This window comes from Pseudomonas sp. MYb2, from assembly GCF_002979955.1.
In the GTDB taxonomy this organism is placed as follows: Bacteria; Pseudomonadota; Gammaproteobacteria; order Pseudomonadales; family Pseudomonadaceae; genus Aquipseudomonas.
In genome coordinates this window covers 110,354-129,287 of record NZ_PCQC01000007.1, presented here as the reverse complement: position 1 = coordinate 129,287, position 18,934 = coordinate 110,354, and the positions used below count along the sequence as shown (strand labels likewise).

The 18,934-nt window shown below is 59.8% G+C and carries 13 protein-coding genes and 2 pseudogenes; 4 read left to right on the top strand and 11 right to left on the bottom strand.

Annotated elements, in window-relative coordinates; all coding sequences use genetic code 11:
- Window positions 1–15: 15 nt before the first annotated feature.
- Window positions 16–1,272 (bottom strand): arginine deiminase, encoded by a 1,257-nt coding sequence (arcA, locus tag CQ009_RS14115; RefSeq protein ID WP_105707003.1) that lies wholly within the window; start codon window positions 1,270–1,272, stop codon window positions 16–18.
- 33 nt (window positions 1,273–1,305) lie between these two features.
- On the bottom strand, window positions 1,306–2,733 hold the full coding sequence (gene arcD / locus CQ009_RS14110) for an arginine-ornithine antiporter (RefSeq protein WP_007908042.1): 1,428 nt from the start codon (window positions 2,731–2,733) through the stop codon (window positions 1,306–1,308).
- Window positions 2,734–3,170: 437 nt separating this feature from the next.
- Between arcD (CQ009_RS14110) and arcD (CQ009_RS14105) the strand changes: the two genes are divergently transcribed.
- Window positions 3,171–4,598: an arginine-ornithine antiporter gene (gene arcD / locus CQ009_RS14105; RefSeq protein ID WP_064391748.1), complete on the top strand. Its 1,428-nt coding sequence runs from the start codon at window positions 3,171–3,173 to the stop codon at window positions 4,596–4,598.
- Window positions 4,595–5,038, top strand: a complete 444-nt coding sequence (locus tag CQ009_RS14100; RefSeq protein ID WP_105707001.1) for an AlkA N-terminal domain-containing protein — start codon at window positions 4,595–4,597, stop codon at window positions 5,036–5,038. Before arcD (CQ009_RS14105) ends, CQ009_RS14100 begins: the two co-directional genes overlap by 4 nt.
- Before the next feature lie 125 nt (window positions 5,039–5,163).
- Here the strand turns inward: CQ009_RS14100 and CQ009_RS14095 are convergent, their stop codons facing one another.
- The 9 genes and pseudogenes from CQ009_RS14095 to gap form a co-directional block, all read right to left on the bottom strand.
- Window positions 5,164–6,510, bottom strand: coding sequence for a CoA transferase (locus CQ009_RS14095; protein WP_105706999.1), 1,347 nt, complete (start codon window positions 6,508–6,510; stop codon window positions 5,164–5,166).
- 205 nt (window positions 6,511–6,715) lie between these two features.
- Window positions 6,716–7,246, bottom strand: a pseudogene (locus CQ009_RS30435) (methyl-accepting chemotaxis protein); the annotation flags it as partial.
- 375 nt (window positions 7,247–7,621) lie between these two features.
- Window positions 7,622–8,581 (bottom strand): annotated as a pseudogene (locus CQ009_RS30430) (chemotaxis protein); the annotation flags it as partial.
- Window positions 8,582–9,096: 515 nt separating this feature from the next.
- Entirely contained in the window at window positions 9,097–9,492 is a 396-nt protein-coding gene (locus CQ009_RS14085) for a YbaN family protein (protein WP_105706995.1), read from the bottom strand.
- A gap of 165 nt (window positions 9,493–9,657) precedes the next feature.
- Window positions 9,658–10,254, bottom strand: coding sequence for a biliverdin-producing heme oxygenase (locus CQ009_RS14075; protein WP_064391739.1), 597 nt, complete (start codon window positions 10,252–10,254; stop codon window positions 9,658–9,660).
- A 112-nt stretch (window positions 10,255–10,366) separates the two neighbouring features.
- Window positions 10,367–12,952 carry a TonB-dependent receptor gene (locus CQ009_RS14070; RefSeq protein WP_064391737.1) on the bottom strand — a complete coding sequence of 862 codons (2,586 nt, stop codon included), beginning with the start codon at window positions 12,950–12,952 and terminating at the stop codon, window positions 10,367–10,369.
- Window positions 12,953–13,073: 121 nt separating this feature from the next.
- The gene (locus CQ009_RS14065) at window positions 13,074–14,039 is read right to left on the bottom strand and encodes a FecR domain-containing protein (RefSeq protein WP_105706991.1); all 966 of its coding nucleotides are present in this window, start codon (window positions 14,037–14,039) and stop codon (window positions 13,074–13,076) included.
- Window positions 14,040–14,140: 101 nt separating this feature from the next.
- Window positions 14,141–14,668 (bottom strand): RNA polymerase sigma factor, encoded by a 528-nt coding sequence (locus CQ009_RS14060; protein ID WP_095121288.1) that lies wholly within the window; start codon window positions 14,666–14,668, stop codon window positions 14,141–14,143.
- A gap of 189 nt (window positions 14,669–14,857) precedes the next feature.
- Window positions 14,858–15,859 carry a type I glyceraldehyde-3-phosphate dehydrogenase gene (gene gap, locus CQ009_RS14055; protein ID WP_064391732.1) on the bottom strand — a complete coding sequence of 334 codons (1,002 nt, stop codon included), beginning with the start codon at window positions 15,857–15,859 and terminating at the stop codon, window positions 14,858–14,860.
- 220 nt (window positions 15,860–16,079) lie between these two features.
- Between gap and edd the strand changes: the two genes are divergently transcribed.
- A complete protein-coding gene (gene edd, locus CQ009_RS14050) occupies window positions 16,080–17,906 on the top strand; it encodes a phosphogluconate dehydratase (protein ID WP_105706988.1) in 1,827 nt (608 codons plus the stop codon).
- On the top strand, window positions 17,903–18,862 hold the full coding sequence (locus CQ009_RS14045) for a glucokinase (RefSeq protein WP_105706986.1): 960 nt from the start codon (window positions 17,903–17,905) through the stop codon (window positions 18,860–18,862). Before edd ends, CQ009_RS14045 begins: the two co-directional genes overlap by 4 nt.
- The last annotated feature ends 72 nt before the right edge of the window (window positions 18,863–18,934 follow it).

Sequence of the window (18,934 nt, the reverse complement as noted above, 5' to 3'; positions counted from 1 at the left end):
CCAGGGCTCAGAGGTTTAGTAATCGATCGGGTCGCGGATGATCGGGCAGGTCATGCAGTGGCCACCGCCACGGCCTCGGCCGAGTTCACCGGCGCTGATGGTGATGACTTCCACGCCGGCCTTGCGCAGCAGGGTGTTGGTGTAGGTGTTGCGGTCGTAGCCGATGACCACGCCCGGCTCCACGGCCACCACGTTGTTGCCGTCGTCCCACTGTTCGCGCTCGGCGGCGAAGCTGTTGCCGCCGGTCTCCACCACGCGCAGCTTCGACAGGTTGAGGGCTTTGGCCACGGTGTCGAGGAAGGTGCCTTCTTCACGGCGGATGTCGATGCCGCCCTGTTTGCTTTCGTCAGGGCGCAGGGTGAAGGCGACGATCTGGTTCACCACCTCAGGGAAAATCGTCACCAGGTCGCGGTCGCAGAAGCTGAATACGGTGTCGAGGTGCATCGCCGCGCGGGATTTCGGCAGGCCGGCAACGATGACTTTTTCCACGGCTTTGTTCTTGAACAGGTTCAACGCCAGTTGGCCGATGGCCTGACGCGATGAGCGTTCGCCCATGCCGATCAACACCACGCCGTTGCCGATTGGCATGACGTCGCCGCCCTCAAGGGTGGAGCTGCCGTGATCCTTGTCCGGGTCGCCGTACCAGATTTCAAATTCGGCGTTGGTGAACTGCGGGTGGAATTTGTAGATGGCGGTGGTCAGCAGAGTTTCCTGACGACGCGCTGGCCAGTACATCGGGTTCAGCGTCACGCCACCGTAGATCCAGCAGGTGGTGTCACGGGTGAACTGAGTGTTCGGCAGCGGCGGCAGAATGAAGCTGGAGTGGCCGAGGAAGTCGCGGAACATCTGGATGGTCTTGCCACCGAAGCTGTCCGGCAGATCATCGGCGGAGACGCCGCCAATCAGGAATTCGGCGATGTGCCGTGGCTCCAGGCTTTTCAGCCAGGATTTGACTTCGTTGATCAGGCCCAGGCCCACCGAATCGGCGGTGACCTTGCGCTCGAGAATCCAGTCCAGCGCCTCAGGGATGGCGACGATGTCGGTCAGCAGGTTGTGCATTTCCAGCACATCGATACCGCGCTCGCGCATCTTGGTGACGAAGTCGAAGTGGTCGCGCTTGGCCTGGGCCACCCAGAGCACGTCATCGAACAGCAGCTCGTCGCAGTTGTTCGGGGTCAGCCGCTGATGGGCCAGACCTGGGGAGCACACCATGACTTTGCGCAGTTTGCCGGCTTCGGAATGTACGCCGTACTTAACTTTTTCCGTGGTCATTTCAGATCCTCCAGATAACAAATCAATCAGGGATTACAGAGTCAGGAAGCCGTCGTAGAGACCGTAGGCAGCCACCAGGGCACCCACGACCACTGCGGCGAAAATCAGCTTCTCGACGTTAGTGAAAATCGGTTGTTTGAGTTCCAGCTTGGCTTTGGCGAACAGGATCGCGCCAGGTGCGTAGAGCAGGGCCGAGAGCAGCAGATACTTGACCCCGCCGGCATACAGCAGCCACACCGCGTAAATCAGCGCGATGCCGCCGATAATCAGATCCTTGCGTCGCTCGGCAGCAAAGCCTTCGTAGCTTTCGCCGCGTACCGCCAGCAGCAGGGCATAGGCCGCCGACCACAGGTACGGCACCAGAATCATCGAGGTGGCGAGGTAGATCAGCGACAGGTAAGTACTGGCCGAGAACAGCGTGATGATCAGGAAAATCTGCACCATCGCGTTGGTCAGCCACAGGGCGTTGACCGGTACGTGGTTGGCGTTTTCCTTGCGCAGGAACTCCGGCATGGTGTGGTCTTTGGCGGCGGCGAACATGATCTCCGCACACAGCAGCACCCACGACAGCAGCGCACCCAACAACGAGATGATCAGACCAACACTGATCAGCACCGCGCCCCAGTGACCGACCACATGCTCAAGCACGGCGGCCATCGACGGGTTCTGCAGTTTCGCCAGTTCCGGTTGGGTCATGATGCCCAGCGACAGCACGTTCACCAGCACCAAAAACAGCAGCACGGTGATGAAGCCGATCACGGTGGCTTTACCAACGTCCGAGCGTTTTTCCGCGCGGGCCGAGAAGATGCTCGCGCCCTCGATACCGATGAACACCCACACGGTGACCAGCATCATGTTGCGCACCTGGTTCATCACACTGCCCAGGTCCGGATTTTTGATGCCCCAGATGTCGGCGGTGAAGATGTCCAGTTTGAAAGCGAACACCGCGATCAGCACAAACAGCAGCAGCGGCACGACCTTGGCGACCGTGGTCACGAGGTTGATGAACGCCGCTTCCTTGATCCCGCGCAGCACCAGAAAGTGCACGGCCCACAGCAGCACCGAGGCGCCAATCACCGCAGCAACGGTGTTGCCCTCACCGAAAATCGGGAAGAAGTAACCGAGGGTGCTGAACAGCAGAACGAAGTAACCAACGTTGCCCAGCCAGGCACTGATCCAGTAACCCCAGGCGGACGAGAAACCCATGTAATCGCCGAATCCGGCCTTGGCGTAGGCGTAGACACCGCCGTCCAGGTCAGGCTTGCGATTGGCCAGGGTTTGAAAGACAAAAGCGAGGGTGAGCATGCCGACAGCGGTAATGGCCCAACCGATCAGTACCGCGCCGACGTCGGCGCTGGCGGCCATGTTTTGTGGCAAAGAGAATATCCCGCCACCGATCATCGAGCCGACTACCAATGCAACCAGTGCACCTAGTCGTAGTTTTCCGGGAGCTTCAGACATTGCATGACTCCATTGCAGGAGAGAAGAGATCACAGCGTAGTTCTGTTGTCTGTTCAAACAGCTGACTTAGATCAGTGCATGGTCACATTCCATTGTTAATGAATGACTTAGGCTTCGGCTGAAGGCATAAATATCCTGCCCGCAAGGCCCGTCCTAGAGGCGTTGTGGCTACATCTTTGGGAATGGCTATTATTACTTTTGAATTATCACGCTAGTTCTTTTTCAGCGTTTGGCAAATTTTCAGCCTCTGTTTTCAGTACAGAATTGATTTATCAGGATCAGCGCACAAAACTGTCTGAGCGTGCTAGGCGTTAGCGTCATCCGCTATATATAAACAGGCGTTAATTGGCGTTACCTGATAAACGTCATTTACCTTTATCCGTTTAGTTAATAGTTGTTACAAATGCATGATCACCACACTTCAAAGGGAAACTGAAATGTCGCAACCGACGCAAAAGCTGCGATTAGGCGCGTTGATCGCCCTGGTGGTGGGTTCGATGATTGGCGGAGGGATTTTTTCGCTGCCGCAGAACATGGCGGCGCGCGCCGATGCCGGGGCGATTCTGATCGGATGGGGGATCACTGCGATTGGCATGCTGACCCTGGCGTTCGTGTTTCAGACGCTGGCCAACCGCAAGCCGGAGCTGGACTCGGGTGTCTACGCTTACGCCAAGGCCGGGTTTGGCGACTACATGGGTTTCTCGTCCGCCTGGGGTTACTGGATCAGTGCCTGGCTGGGCAATGTCGGCTATTTCGTGCTGCTGTTCAGCACCCTCGGTTACTTCTTTCCGGTGTTCGGGCAAGGCAATACGCCAATCGCCATCGGCTGCGCGTCGGTGCTGCTGTGGGCCGTGCATTTTCTGGTGATGCGCGGGATCAAGGAAGCGGCGCTGATCAATCAACTGACCACGGTGGCCAAAGTGGTGCCGCTGATCATGTTCATCGTCATCGCTGCCGTCGCCTTCAAGGCTGACATTTTTACCCGCGATATCTGGGGCACCAGCAACCCGAATTTCGGCGGGGTAATGGATCAGGTGCGCAACATGATGCTGGTCACGGTGTTCGTGTTCATCGGCATCGAAGGCGCCAGTGTGTACTCGGCGCGGGCGGAAAAGCGCAGCGACGTCGGTCGCGCCACGGTGATCGGTTTTATCGGTGTGCTGGCGCTGCTGGTGCTGGTCAATGTGTTGTCGTTGGGGATCATGAGCCAGCCGGAGCTGGCGAATTTGCAGAATCCGTCGCTGGCGGCGGTACTCGAACACATTGTCGGGCCGTGGGGCGCGCTTTTGATCAGCATCGGTCTGGCGATTTCACTGCTCGGTGCGTTGTTGTCGTGGGCATTGCTCTGCGCGGAAATTCTCTTCGCCACGGCGAAGGACAAAACCATGCCGGCGTTCCTGAAAAAGGAAAACAAGAACCATGTGCCGGTCAACGCCCTGTGGCTGACCAACGCGATGATCCAGATTTTCCTGTTGATCACGCTGTTTTCGGCGGGCACTTACACCAGCCTGATTTACCTGGCGTCGTCGATGATTCTGGTGCCGTACCTGTGGTCGGCGGCGTATGCGGTGCTGCTCAGCGGGCGCGGCGAAACCTATGAACACGCCTCGGCCGAACGCACCAAGGATCTGCTGATCGGCGGCATTGCCCTCGGTTACGCGGTGTGGTTGTTGTATGCCGGCGGGGTGAAGTATCTGCTGCTGTCGGCGTTGCTCTATGCGCCGGGGGTGATCCTGTTTGCCAAGGCTAAACATGAACAGGGTGAGCCGTTGTTTACCCATGTCGAGAAAGGCATTTTCACCTGCGTGGTCATCGGTGCGGGGCTGGCGGCGTATGGCTTGTACAGTGGTGTGCTGTCGTTGTGAGGTTGTCGCTTGCGTATGCGCCGCCGTATGACTGGGAGGCGATGTTGGGGTTTCTCGCGGCGCGGGCGGTGGTCGGGATGGAGACCGTGGTGGATGGCGTGTACTCGCGCAGCATCAGTTTGAAAGGGTTGCATGGATCGGTTTCGATCTGGAACGGCGCGGGAGATGCGCTAGAGGTGGAGCTGGATTTTCCTGATCCGGTGGCGCGGTTGTTGGCGTTGCACGGGGTTGGCGAGTGGACGGCGCAGTACATTGCGTTGCGGCAGTTGCGCGATCTGGATGGCTTTCCGAGCGGGGATGTCGGGTTGATGCGGGCGTTGGAGGTGCTGGAAGGTGAGCGGCCGACAGCGCCGGAATTGTCGTTGCGGGCCGAGGCCTGGCGACCTTATCGAGGGTATGCGGCGCAGCTTTTGTGGACATCTTTGAGCAGAGCAGACTGATCCGATGTTGCTTGGTCAATTGAGGCCTCATCGCGAGCAGGCTCACTCCTACAGTTGACCGCATTTCTACTGATGGAACACGGTTGAATGTAGGAGTGAGCCTGCTCGCGATAGCGATTCTGGATTCACCACCGGGGGTGATGTGAACCCAGTTCTGTAGCCGGCAACGCCCACTGGATCGGTGTGCCGCTGATCTTCACCGGCACCTGCAAGCGATGCGCCGGGCCCCATGGGGTCTGCTCCACCAGCAAACCTTGATCCTGTTCATCCTCGGCGCGCAGCGCTTCAGTTATCCCAGACCCATGCTCGATCAACAGTTTCGCCGTGCGCGCCAGCGACAATCGCGCCGAGCCACCTCGACCTGTCTTCAAACGCACGGTCAACAGTCGGAGCGCACTCGCCGCCAGCAAATACCCGGTCGCATGATCCAGCCCCTGCACCGGCAACGGCGTCGGCTTATTGGTCTGCTTCCAGCGCATCCCGGCCTCGGCGATGCCGCTGCTCATCTGCACCAGACTGTCGAAGCCCCGGCGGTTCTGCCATGGACCGCTCCAGCCGTAGGCGTTGAGGGCCGCATCAATCAGGCCGGGTGCGAGCTGACGACGGCGCTCAACGCCGAAACCGAGATTCTCCAGTGCATCGGCGCGGTAACCGTGCAGCAGAATGTCGGCGTCTTTCAGCAAACCTTCAAACACCGAGCGATCCGCCGGGTCATGCAGATCAAGACGTGCGCAGCGTTTGCCGAGGGTCATTTCCGGGACGACACCGGGCTCGTTCCAGGTCGGTGAGTCGATGCGCAATACATCGGCGCCAAGGCCGGCGAGAAAACGGCTGGCGGTGGGGCCTGCGAGCACGCGCGTCAAATCCAATACCTTGATCCCGGCCAACGGTTGCGCCACCGAGCCTTGCCACGGTTGGTTGCGTTCATCTTGCGAATCGAGGAAATGCACCAGCGGTTCGGCATTCACTGCCTGCCCCTGCGGATGTTTCTGCCACTGCGCCCAACTGCGCATCTCGGCGGCGCAACCCTTGGCCTCGACCACCGCTTGCTCCAGATCTGTACTCGCCCATCGCGCGACTTTCGCCGCCATCGCGGCACGGTCGGCGCAGGCACCGAGCACGCGTTCAGCGGCGGCGCGGTGATGCGGGGCGTTGGTGTGCAGGCGAATCCAGCCGTCGCGGGTCTGATAATCGCCAGCGACTGGATCCCACAGTGGCGGGACTTGCCAGCCAATCGGTCGGATCGACGTGGCGAACCAGGACGAGGCCAATCGACGATCGACTTCAACGGCAGGTCGCTGGCCGGTTTGCTGCCGGAGCAATTCGCTGACGGCCTGACCGGCAGCGGCGATGCTGGCGCAGGCAAGCTCGGTGACGGCGAACGCCGAGGGCAGGGCGCCACGGTCGGTGAACGGGATCGGCGTATGCGGCAAGCCGAGTGCGGCTTGAATGGACGTGAGTAAATCAGTCATCGAAGGCCCTCCGGAGCGAGAGGGCGATGATAGTGCAAAACAATCCCGAGTCAGATGAAATCCCCGATTGCAGGGTTGCAACTTGACCCTGTGGGAGCTGGCTTGCCAGCGATAGCGGAGTGTCAGTCAACAATGTACTAACTGATGTGCCGCCATCGCTGGCAAGCCAGCTCCCACACGTTTTTGTGGTGGATTGAATGACGCGTCAGACCCGGAACTGATCCATCAATTTCATCTGCTGACTGGCCAAAGCATTGAGCTGGCTGCTGATCGCCGCCGACTCAGTGGCTTGCCCGGTCAGCGTCTCGGTGACGGTACGGATCGCCGACACGTTGCGATTCACTTCTTCAGCCACCGCACTTTGCTGCTCCGCCGCGCTGGCAATCTGCAAGTTCATGTCGCTGATCACCGTCACCGCATCGCTGATCTTGCCCAGCGCATCGACGGCCTGACGAATCTGCCCGGCGTTGTTGTGTGCCTGGGTCTGGCTCGAATGCATGGTCGCGACCACGCCACGGGTGCCGGTCTGAATGCGCTCGATCACCACGCGAATTTCTTCCACCGAATCCTGCGTACGTTTGGCGAGGTTACGTACCTCGTCGGCGACCACGGCAAAACCACGGCCGCTCTCACCGGCGCGGGCCGCTTCGATGGCGGCGTTGAGGGCCAGCAGGTTGGTTTGTTCGGCGATGCTGCGGATCACTTCCAGCACCGAGCCGATCTGCTCGCTGTTGACTGCCAGCGCTTCAACCTCGGTCACCGCTTTGCTGACTTCCTCGGCCAGTTGATTGATGTCGCGGGTGCTGCGTTCAATGATCGACATGCCGTCCTTGGCTGACTGGTCGGCACCTTTCGCGGCATTGGCCGCGTTCGACGCGCTGTTGGCGACGTCGTGGGCGGTGGCGCTCATTTCGTTGGACGCGGTGGCGACCTGGTCGATTTCGCGGAACTGCACCTGCATGCCTTCGCTGGTCTGGCGGGCGATTTCCGAAGACTGGTCAGCGGTGCCGCGCGCTTCGGTGATGCTCTGTTTGATCTGCGCGATAGTCGGTTGCAGCTTGTCGAGGAAGCGGTTGAACCAGTTCACCAGTTCGCCCAGTTCATCTTTTTTGTTGTAGTTCAGGCGCTGGGTCAGATCGCCTTCGCCGCTGGCGATGTTTTTCAGCATTTCGGCGACGCTATTGATCGGGCGAGTAACGCCGGACGCGGTCAGCCAGATCAGCAGCAGGCCAACCAGACCGGCAACCACGGCGACCAGCAGCGCGGTGATCACACCGGTTTCCTGCGCATCATCGAGTACCGCTTGCAGCTTGACCGAGTCGGCCAGCAGCACTTGTTTCGGCAGGTCGATGACTACGCCCCAAGCGCGCGAGTTGCCGATCGGGTCAACCGGGTACACCGCACGAATCAGCTCGCCGTGTTCGAGGATCTTCGGTGTGCCAGAGGTGAGTAGTTGCAGCACATCCTGGCCATCGGCACCGAGGGTGTCGCTGATTTTTTTACCGACCTTGGTGGCGTCGGAACTGTCGGCAGCGAGCACACCGCTGCCGGAGACGATCAGCATGTGCCCGGCGTTGTTGAACAGGCTGCGCTGGGAGTCCACGGCGGCTGCTTGCAGGGCGTCGAGGGCGATGTCGACACCGACCACACCGATGGCTTTGCCGTCGACGATCAACGGCACGGAAATGGTCGTCATGAGCATTTCCTTGCCACCGACGGTGTCGGCATACGGGTCGAGCAGGCAGGTGCGCTTGGCATCGCGAGGGCAGGTGTACCAACTGTTGTAAGGCGTGCCGCTGACGCTGAGGGTGGTTTTGGTCAGGTCTTCTTCGACCATGATCGTGTTCAGTGAGGCGCCGGCGGCGCGGCTCCAGTACGTGGCGAAGCGCCCGGCTTCGTTGGACTGGCGCGCGGCGTCGTTGGCGAACTCGCTGTCCTTGCCGTCGAGAGCGTTCGGTTCGAAGGCGAGCCAGATGCCGAGCACTTTGTCGTTACGCTCGAATGCGGTTTTCAGGCTCAGGTTCAACTCTTCACGCAAGGCGCCAGCATCCAGCGAACGCTTGGCGGCCATGACGCGCAGGTCCTTGATCTGGTCAGCCACGGCCGTGATCACCGTCAGGCTTTCACCGAAGGTTTTCTGCACCCGCACGGCTTGCTCGGCGGCTTTGGCTTGCAACAGGTTCTGCACGCTGGCGGTGAGCAGCTTGTTGCTGGAGTTGCTGACCAGTTCGTCGTTCTGGTTGGTCTGGTAGATGTTCATGCCGACGATCAGCGCAACCACACCGAGCAGGCACAGGCCGGAGAGCAGAACGATTTTTAGGCGAATGGACAGAGAGTCGAACATGGGGCGATCTCGCGAATGAATAAACGGGTGGCAGGCGGACATGAACTATCCGGTTCGCCAATTCCATTCAGCGCCATTCAATGCTCATCGGCGTGGAACGAGAGCGCATGAGGCGGCTGCCGACGAACGGTCAGCGCTAAACGTTTGCGCAGGGGAAAGTGCTGAAAAAGGGGAAAATTACAGGGATGTTTCAAGACTGTGAACGGTGCGTGACCGGTCATCGGCAAATTTTCGGTGGCTGATCAAACAGGTTTTGGCAGGGATTCCGGACGCGACCAGATCCACAGATTGCCCAGGCTCATCCCGGCAATCGCCAGATAGATCGGCCAGCCGTGATCGAGCATCACCAGCATCAACGTGGCGCAGAGCAACATGCTTACCGTGGCGCTGACCTTGGCCTTGCGCGCGATGATCTTGCCGTTGCGCCAGTTGCTGAGGATCGGCCCGAACAGGCGATGGTTTTCCAGCCAGGCACTCAGGCGCGGCGAGCTGCGGGTCGCGGCCCAGGCGGCGAGGAGGATGAACTCGGTGGTCGGCAGGCCGGGCACGACAATGGCGATCAGGCCGATGCCGAGGCTGACGTAGGCCAAGAGGCCGAACAGCACGCGGGCGAGTTTCGAGGAGGCGGGTTGCGGCATGGGCTACGCGGTGGCTTCTGAAGCGGAATGGAGATCTTACAGGCTTACGCAGGACACCTGTAGGAGTGAGCCTGCTCGCGATAGCGGTGTATCAGTCGACATTCATGTTGAATGACAGGACGCCATCGCGAGCAGGCTCACTCCTACAGGGGTATGTGTGTTGTGTCAGGCCGGTTCGGCTTCTGTGGCGTAAGCCTGTTCCAGCAACACGGTGAAGCGGTTGAACGCATCGATCGCGCCTTGCTCCACCTCAGCCTCTTCTTCAGCGCTGAACTGCAGCGAATCGAGAGTGCGCACGAAGCTTTTCCAGCCTTCGGCACGGCCACCTTCAGGCTCGCCGAGGTGACGGGCACCGAAGGTTTCGCTCAGCTCCAGCGCCACCGCGCGTTTGATCAGGAACGCCGCACCGAGCTTGGAACCTTCGGAAACAAAGATCCAGCCCAGGGCACGGGCCTTGCTCGGGTTTGTCACGGCGCCTGCGACCGGTGCCGGCACTTCGGTGTGCAGATCAGCCAGGTCAGCTTTGGCCGCTTCGGCGCGGCAACGCGCTGGCAGGTCAGGGACAATGGCGGTCAGTTCGGCGTCGTTGTACAGGTCGACCAGTTCCGACTGGAACAGGTACTGAGCGACGACGAAACGGGCGAAGTTGGCGCGGGTCTCGAACGGCGCGTGCGCCTTCACCAGTGCATCGAGTTTGCTGTGCGGCTCGTGGGTGATCTGGTTCAGACGTTGTGAACGCAGGGCTTTTTCCGAAGTGGTCATGACATGTCCTTGATAAAAGAGGCGCTTGATAACGAGACGAACAAAGCGACGTGCAAGCGTAAAAAAAACCTCACGGCGCGGTGTCTGAACACGCGCGGTGAGGTTGGCCGGATCAGATGTCCCAGATCAGGTTGATCGCGAAGTTGCGGCCCGGTTGGGTCAGGCGATCGAGGTTGGCCGGTTGCGTCACCGAAGCCTCGCCGACGCTGTCGTAACCGCGCACGTCATCCCACAGCCAGTATTTCTTGTCGGTCAGGTTGTAGATGCCGCCGCTGACGGTGACGTCGTCGGTGACTTTGTAATAGCCGGCCAGATCAAGAATGCCGAAGCCGGGGGTTTTGAACTGGCTGCTGACGCCGTCCGGCGACTTGAAGTTGCTGTCGTCGACGCGATCCTTTTTCTTCACCACGGTCCAGCTCAGCAGGCCGCCGTAGTTGTCCTGGTCGTAACCCAGACCGAACACGCCGGTCAGCGGGTTGACGCTGTTGAGTGGCTCGCCGGTGTCATTGTTGCGACCGTAGGCGTAGGCAATCGAGCCTTGGGTGTAGAGGCCTTGCGGCGCGCCGAACGCATCCAGATTCAGACGACCTTTGACTTCCGCCCCCTTGATGGTGGCGTGTTTGATGTTGCTCGACTGGAAGGTCAGCTCGTCGTAGCCAGGGGTAACGGCGTCTTCGTTGATGAAGTCGCGGTACTTGTTATAGAACACCGCCACGTCGAACGAACCTTGTTCGAAGTTGCCGCGCAGACCGGTCTCATAACTTTTGCTTTTTTCCGGTTCCAGGTCCGGATTGGGCGCGACGTTGTAGCCGGTGGTGGTGTTTTCGAAACGGCCGTACAGGGCTTTCGCGGTCGGGGTGCGGAAGCCTTCGGCGTACTGACCGTACCAGGTGTAGTTCTCGGTCAGGGCGTAGGTCAGGCCGAATTTTGGCGAGACTTTGTGCCAGGTCTTGTTCTCGTCGCTGACGGTGCCTTGGCCATCGGCGGCGACGGTGTTGAGAAATTCCTGAGTGATGTGCGGCTTGAGCTGGGTGTAGTCGTAGCGCAGGCCCGGCAGGAAGGTCCAGTTGTTCCAGCTGATCTGATCCTGAGCGAACAGGCTGTAGGTGTTGATGGTCGGGTCCGGAAAGTCCGTAGCCTTTTTCAGTACGTCAGCGGCACTGGTCGCGCCAATGGCCGTGCAGCCGCGACCGACCGCCAGGCATTTGCCGTCGCCGCTGCGCGAGCCGGTGACTTTTTGTTGCTTGAGGGTGGTGCCGTAGGTCAGCACATGATCGGTGTCGCCGATGGCAAACGCCTTGTCCAGTTGTGCGTCGAACACCCACTGCTTTTCTTCGTAAATCGTGTCGCGAGTACGCAGCACTTTACGGGTGATCGGGTAGTAGAACTCTTCGGTACTCTGGTCAGTCTTGGCGATCTGGTGGTTGAGGCTCCACTTCACGTTGTCGACCAGCAGGCTGTCGAGGGCGAACGAGTGTTCGAGGCCGAAACGCTCACGGGTGATGGTGTCGTTGCCGGTGCGCCACTGGTACATGCCGCCGGGCAGTACGCTGTTGGGAATCGTTGGGGCGCCGGCAAAGTACGGGCCGCCGTAAGCGCTTTTCTGATCGGTATCGCGATCGTCCTTGTACTTTTCGTAGGTCAGGCCCAGACGCGAATCGTCGTTGTAGTTCCAGCCGACCTTGGCCAGCACGTTGTAGGCGTTGACGTCTTCCGGGTTGGCGGCAGTGCGCTCGAGACCCGTGCCGTTGTTGCTGCCGTAGGAATCGGTTTCGTGGCCGTCGCGCTGGCTGTAATGCAGCAACCCGTCGAACTGGTCGGCACGACCGGCGACGGTGGCGGACTTCAGCCAGCTCTCGTCGGCCGAGCTGTAACCGGTTTTCAGGCGTGCGCCGACGTCTTTGCCGGGTTTGATGATGTCGTCGGCATCGAGGGTGTAGTAGCTGACGGCGCCGCCGATGGCGTTGCTGCCGTACAGCACCGAGGCCGGGCCACGGAGGATTTCCACGCGTTTGACGATTTCCGGGTCGACGTAATTGCGCTGGGTCTTGGCGTACGGACCGTTGAAGAAACCGTCCGGCACTTCCACACCGTCGACTTGCGTGAGGATGCGGTCGCCGTCGATGCCACGAATGTTGTAACCGCTGATGCCGCCACGTGTACCGGCGCCGCCGACGGACACGCCCGGCTCGTAGCGCACCAGATCCTTGATGGTGTTGACGTTGTTGCGGTCCAGATCCTGGCGGGTCTGCACGGTGACAGTGGCCGGAACGCTATTGACCGACTGCTCCTGACGGGTGGCGCTGATGGTCACCTGATCCAGATTGAGCGTGCCGCTGGCGTTGCGCTTTTCCAGCACGACGTTGTTGTTGCTGATTTTGCGGAAGCTCAGGTTGGTCCCCACCAACAGACGCTCCAGGGCTTTTTCCGGGGGCAACGAGCCGCGCACGCCCGGCGACGACACGCCCTGACCCAGTTCTGCCGGCAAACCGACTTGCCAGCCGGTTACGGCGGTGAAGGCATTGAGGGCTGACACCAGCGGTTGCTGACTGATGGCGAACGAGTAATCCCCCATGTTGCGCGCAGGCGTCTCGGTGGCAGCCATCAGCGGTGCGGTGCCGGCCATGAGGATGGCAGCGGTCAGCAGCGACAATACGCGGGAAGGGGAGGAAGTCTGGCGGGTAAGGCGAGAGGACATCGATAGCGCTCCGTGTCGCACGAATCTTTATAGGTGCTGATTGACTCGCGTGTTGCGAATCAATTGCATTGGCTATAACGAGACGTACTGACGTTGGCTATCGAGTAAAAATAATTCTCATTTAGTTCAAAATCACCAGCGCGGGGAATTCTTTCAGTTGCGCCGAGGTGATCTGAGCGAGGGAGCGAACCACGTCGAGCGGCTGATCCAGACGGTAATTGCCGGTCACGGCGACGTCGGCCAACTGCTCGTTGGTATTGATGATCCAGCCGGGATAGTAGCGGCGCAATTCGGCCAGCACCTGATTCAACGGGCAGTTCTCGAACACCAGTCGGCCCTGGACCCAGGCCAGGTCCGTGTTGGCGTCGAGTTTGGCTGGGCGGTCGAAGCCGTTGGGGCCGATGCGAATGCTTTCGCCGGCAGTCAGGCGCACACGGGCATCGTTGTGGGTGGCGCGCAAATCGACGTCGCCACGTTGCACGTTGACCTGCGCGACGCCATCGAGATAGCGCACGGCGAAGGCGGTATCGCGCACGCTGGCAGTGACCGGCCCGGCATCGATTTCCAGCGGTTGACTGCGGCCGCTGGCGATTTCGAAAAACGCCTCGCCTTGAAACAATCGGGCAACGCGCTGCTGATCATTGATGGTGCTGGAGAATGCCGAATTGGTATTGAGCAGAACTTTCGAGCCGTCCTCCAGTTGCAGACGCTGGCGCTCGCCGACGACGGTCAGATGATCGGCTTGAATCCGCATCGGCAAATTACTGAAACTGAACAAACCGAGGATCAGCACCGCAGCAGTGGCCAGCGGTTTCCAGTGCGGACGCAGACGCTTGAGGACGGTGACTTTCGCAGGTTTCGCCGCCAGGCTTTGCGCGCACAAGGCGACTTGCGGGCCGTCCCAGATCGCCTGAGCCTTGGCAAACGCCTCGGCATTCAACGGATCGGCCGCCAGCCAAGCGTGAAATTGCCGGGTCTGCTCATCGTCCGGGCTGCCGAGCACGATGAGCCAGTCCAAAGCCTGGTCCATTGCGTTTGCAGCGTCCTGCACCGAATCCGGCGAAGGCGAGCGGTGGGTGTCCGTCACGGTGTTTCCTCGGGCTTCTGGCGAAGCAGTTTCTAGCGTCAAGCTGCAAGCTGCAAGCCAGATGCGTGTACTGCTTTTCGTTTTTACTTGGAGCTTGAAGCTTACAGCTTGCCGCTGCTGTCGTGTCGTTCAGCGACGCCGATGCAAATGCTCATGATCAGCTTAAGTTCTTTCTGCACGGTGCTGAGGGATACGTTCAGTTCATCAGCGATTTCCTGATAACTGTTCCCGTGCAAACGGCTGAGGATGAAAATCTGCTGCTGGCGGGGGCTGAGTTGACTGAGGCTCACGTTCAGGCGCTCCAGCATCTGTTCGGCGTGGGCGGCATCTTCGGCGCTGCTGGCAGGGGCGGCGACGCTGTGCACGACATCCTGCGGCACGTCATCAACCATGGTTCGCGAATGGATCTTGCGCGCACGCAAATGATCCAGCGCCAGATTGCGCGCGGTCTGGAAGACAAAAGGTTCGAGGTGATCGATGGCCCGCTCGCTCAACGCCCGCGTCACGCGCAGGTAGGTCTCCTGCAACAGGTCTTCAGCGGTGCTGTGATTGTTGACCATCCGTTCCAGCGTACGCAGCAGCGAGGTGCGCTGGGTGAGGAAGACGTGGTTGAAGCGCGATTGACTCACGGGAGGACCTGATCGATTTCAAGCGAATGATAATGCTTATCATCTAGTCGAGTGGTCAAGCCCTGATTTCAAATACAACACAAAACCTTGTAGGAGTGAGCCTGCTCGCGATAGCGGTTGATCAGCCACAACATCTGTGACTGACTGATCGCAATCGCGAGCAGGCTCACTCCTACAAAAGGCAATCGGTTACTCCGCGTTACACAACGCCAGGCAGTTATCCAGCATGCGATTCGAGAAACCCCACTCGTTGTCATACCAGGCCAGCACTTTCAGCAGTTTGCCGCTGGATTTGGTGTGGTTGGCGTCGAAGATCGACGACAGCGGGTTGTGGTTGAAGTCGCTGGAAACCAGCGGCAATGTGTTGTAACCCAAAATTTTCGAGTGCTGGCTCGCAGACTTCATCAGCGCGTTGACCTCTTCGGCGCTGGCTTCTTTTTTCAGCTGCACGGTCAAATCCACCAGCGACACATTGATCACCGGCACCCGCACGGCCATGCCGGTCAGTTTGCCCGCCAGTTCCGGCAGCACCAGGCCCACCGCTTCAGCGGCGCCGGTCTTGCTCGGGATCATGTTCTGCGTGGCCGAACGCGCGCGGTACGGGTCGGTGTGATAGACGTCAGTCAGATTCTGGTCGTTGGTGTAGGCATGAATCGTGGTCATCAGACCGCTTTCAATGCCCAGCTCACGGTGCAGCACTTGCGCCACTGGCGCCAGGCAGTTGGTGGTGCACGAAGCGTTGGAGATGATCTGGTGCGACTGGCGCAGAATGTCGTGGTTCACACCATAGACAACAGTGGCGTCGGCACCTTTGGCCGGCGCTGAAATAATGACTTTGCGTGCGCCGGCAGTAATATGCGCGGCCGCTTTGGCGCGATCGGTAAAGAGACCGGTGCATTCGAACACCACATCAATCTTTTCCGCCGCCCATGGCAGTTCGGCCGGGTTGCGAATCGCGCTGACCGCAATGCGGTCGCCGTTGACGGTCAGACTTTCATTGTCATGTTCGACTTGCGCGTCAAACGTGCCGTGAACGGTGTCGTATTTGAGCAGATGAGCATTGATCGAGCTGTCGCCCAGATCGTTGATGGCGACGATCTGCAAATCCTGTCGATAGCCTTGGGTATACAGTGCGCGCAGGACATTACGGCCGATGCGGCCAAAACCATTGATTGCGATTCGAAGAGTCATGGAACAGCGCCGCCGTCGTTTTGTTGTTGGAATTACAAGATTATTCGCATAAAAATAGAAAACAAGCCTTTTTAATGGCAATATTTTGTTTTATCTACAACGAGTGACCTGAATCAACTGGTCCGAATGGTCAAAAAAGCCGTCTGTCATTCCAACAACAACGGCGTTTGATCAGCATAGACAATCAGGTCGCCACATCCGTTAGCCTGGAGTTCTACACATGCATCCCCGCGTTCTTGAGGTCACCGAACGGCTTATCGCCCGCAGCCGCGCCACGCGTCAGGCTTACCTTGCACTGATTCGCGGCGCCGCCACTGACGGGCCGATGCGCGGCAAGCTGCAATGCGCCAACTTCGCCCATGGCGTGGCCGGTTGCGGCAGTGAAGACAAACACAGCCTGCGGATGATGAACTCGGCGAACATCGCCATTGTTTCTTCGTATAACGACATGCTCTCGGCGCACCAGCCGTATGAAGTGTTCCCGGAACAGATCAAGAACGCCCTGCGCGAAATCGGCTCGGTCGGCCAGTTCGCTGGCGGCACTCCGGCGATGTGCGACGGTGTGACCCAAGGTGAGCCGGGCATGGAACTGAGTCTGCCGAGCCGCGAAGTGATCGCCATGTCCACCGCTGTAGCGCTGTCACACAACATGTTCGACGGCGCGCTGATGCTTGGCATCTGCGACAAGATCGTCCCGGGCCTGATGATGGGTTCGCTGCGCTTCGGTCACCTGCCGACGATTTTCGTCCCGGGCGGGCCGATGGTCTCGGGGATTTCCAACAAGGAAAAAGCCGACGTGCGCCAGAAGTACGCCGAAGGCAAAGCCACCCGCGAAGAGCTGCTGGAATCGGAGATGAAGTCCTACCACAGCCCGGGCACCTGCACGTTCTACGGCACCGCCAACACCAACCAGTTGCTGATGGAAGTCATGGGCCTGCACTTGCCGGGCGCCTCTTTCGTCAACCCGAACACGCCGCTGCGTGATGCGCTGACCCGCGAAGCCGCGCATCAAGTCACGCGTCTGACCAAACAGAACGGCAACTTCATGCCGATCGGCGAAATCGTCGACGAGAAGTCGCTGGTCAACTCGATCGTCGCGTTGCACGCCACCGGCGGTTCGACCAACCACACCCTGCACATGCCGGCCATCGCCATGGCCGCAGGTATTCAACTGACCTGGCAGGACATGGCCGACCTCTCCGAAGTCGTGCCGACCCTGAGCCACGTTTACCCGAACGGCAAAGCCGACATCAACCACTTCCAGGCAGCGGGCGGCATGTCGTTCCTGATCCGCGAACTGCTCGGCGCCGGCCTGCTGCACGAAGACGTCAACACCGTGCTCGGCCACGGCTTGAGCAAGTACACCATGGAACCGTTCCTCGATAACGGCGAACTGGTATGGCGCGAAGGTCCGGTCGACAGCCTCGACGAAAATATCCTGCGCCCGGTCGCCCGTGCATTCTCGGCGGAGGGTGGTCTGCGTGTGATGGAAGGCAACCTCGGCCGCGGTGTGATGAAGGTGTCCGCCGTTGCGCTGGAAAACCAGATCGTCGAAGCACCGGCGATGGTGTTCCAGGATCAGCAGGACCTGGCCGATGCGTTCAAGGCCGGTCTGCTGGAAAAGGATTTCGTTGCGGTGATGCGCTTCCAGGGTCCGCGTTCCAACGGCATGCCGGAACTGCACAAGATGACGCCGTTCCTTGGCGTACTGCAGGATCGCGGCTTCAAAGTCGCGCTGGTGACAGACGGGCGCATGTCCGGCGCCTCGGGGAAAATCCCGGCGGCGATTCACGTCAGCCCGGAAGCTTATGTCGGTGGCGCTTTGGCACGCGTGCAAGAGGGCGATATCATCCGCGTCGATGGCGTCAAAGGCACTTTGGAACTTAAAGTCGACGCCGCAGAATTTGCAGCGCGCGAACCCGCCAAAGGCCTGTTGGGCAACAACATCGGCAGCGGTCGCGAACTGTTTGGCTTTATGCGTTTGGCCTTCAGCTCGGCGGAGCAGGGCGCCAGCGCCTTCACTTCTGCCCTGGAGACGCTTAATTGAAACTGGCTTTGGTCGGTGACATCGGAGGCACCAACGCACGGTTCGCGTTGTGGAAAAACCAGCAGCTGGAATCCGTTCAAGTGCTGGCCACGGCCGACCATGCCAGCCCGGAAGAGGCGATCAGCCTCTATCTGAGCGGGCTTGGCCTGGCGCCGGGTTCGATCGGTTCGGTGTGCCTGTCGGTGGCCGGCCCGGTCAGCGGCGATGAGTTCAAGTTCACCAATAACCACTGGCGGCTGAGCCGCACGGCGTTCTGCAAAACCTTGCAGGTCGAACAGTTGTTGCTGGTCAACGATTTCTCGGCGATGGCGCTGGGCATGACCCGTTTGCAGCCGGGCGAATTCCGCGTGGTCTGCGCGGGCACGCCGGAGCCGTTGCGCCCGGCGGTGGTGATCGGGCCGGGCACTGGTCTTGGCGTCGGCACCTTGCTCGATCTCGGTGAAGGTCGTTTCGCGGCGTTGCCGGGCGAGGGCGGTCACGTCGATCTGCCGTTAAGCAGCCCGCGTGAAACCCAGCTGTGGCAGCACATCCATAACGAGATCGGCCATGTCAGCGCGGAAACCGCGTTGAGCGGCGGCGGTCTGCCACGGGTTTACCGGGCGATCTGTGCAGTGGACGACCATGAACCGACGCTGGATACGCCGGAAGCGATTACGGCAGCTGGTTTGGCCGGTGATCCGATTGCCCTGGAAGTGCTCGAGCAGTTCTGCTGCTGGCTCGGCCGCGTGGCCGGCAACAACGTGCTGACCACGGGCGGGCGTGGCGGGGTGTATATCGTTGGCGGGGTGATTCCACGCTTTGCCGATTTCTTCCTCGAAAGCGGTTTCGCCCGCAGCTTCGCCGACAAAGGTTGTATGAGCGATTATTTCAAAGGCATTCCGGTGTGGCTGGTGACAGCGCCGTATTCCGGGCTTGTCGGTGCCGGTGTGGCCCTGGACCAATCAATCCCGACCTGAAATGCAATCAAACTGTAGGAGTGAGCCTGCTCGCGATAGCGGTACGTCAGTCAACGAATGTGTTGAATGTAA

What these genes read in the sequence shown, in the direction of transcription:
- CQ009_RS14095 (WP_105706999.1), bottom strand. Translation starts at nt 6,510, where the DNA reads ATGACTGATTTACTCACGTCCATTCAAGCCGCACTCGGCTTGCCGCAT.
- arcD (WP_064391748.1), top strand. Translation starts at nt 3,171, where the DNA reads ATGTCGCAACCGACGCAAAAGCTGCGATTAGGCGCGTTGATCGCCCTG.
- gap (WP_064391732.1), bottom strand. Translation starts at nt 15,859, where the DNA reads ATGACTCTTCGAATCGCAATCAATGGTTTTGGCCGCATCGGCCGTAAT.
- CQ009_RS14070 (WP_064391737.1), bottom strand. Translation starts at nt 12,952, where the DNA reads ATGTCCTCTCGCCTTACCCGCCAGACTTCCTCCCCTTCCCGCGTATTG.
- CQ009_RS14075 (WP_064391739.1), bottom strand. Translation starts at nt 10,254, where the DNA reads ATGACCACTTCGGAAAAAGCCCTGCGTTCACAACGTCTGAACCAGATC.
- edd (WP_105706988.1), top strand. Translation starts at nt 16,080, where the DNA reads ATGCATCCCCGCGTTCTTGAGGTCACCGAACGGCTTATCGCCCGCAGC.
- arcA (WP_105707003.1), bottom strand. Translation starts at nt 1,272, where the DNA reads ATGACCACGGAAAAAGTTAAGTACGGCGTACATTCCGAAGCCGGCAAA.
- arcD (WP_007908042.1), bottom strand. Translation starts at nt 2,733, where the DNA reads ATGTCTGAAGCTCCCGGAAAACTACGACTAGGTGCACTGGTTGCATTG.
- CQ009_RS14085 (WP_105706995.1), bottom strand. Translation starts at nt 9,492, where the DNA reads ATGCCGCAACCCGCCTCCTCGAAACTCGCCCGCGTGCTGTTCGGCCTC.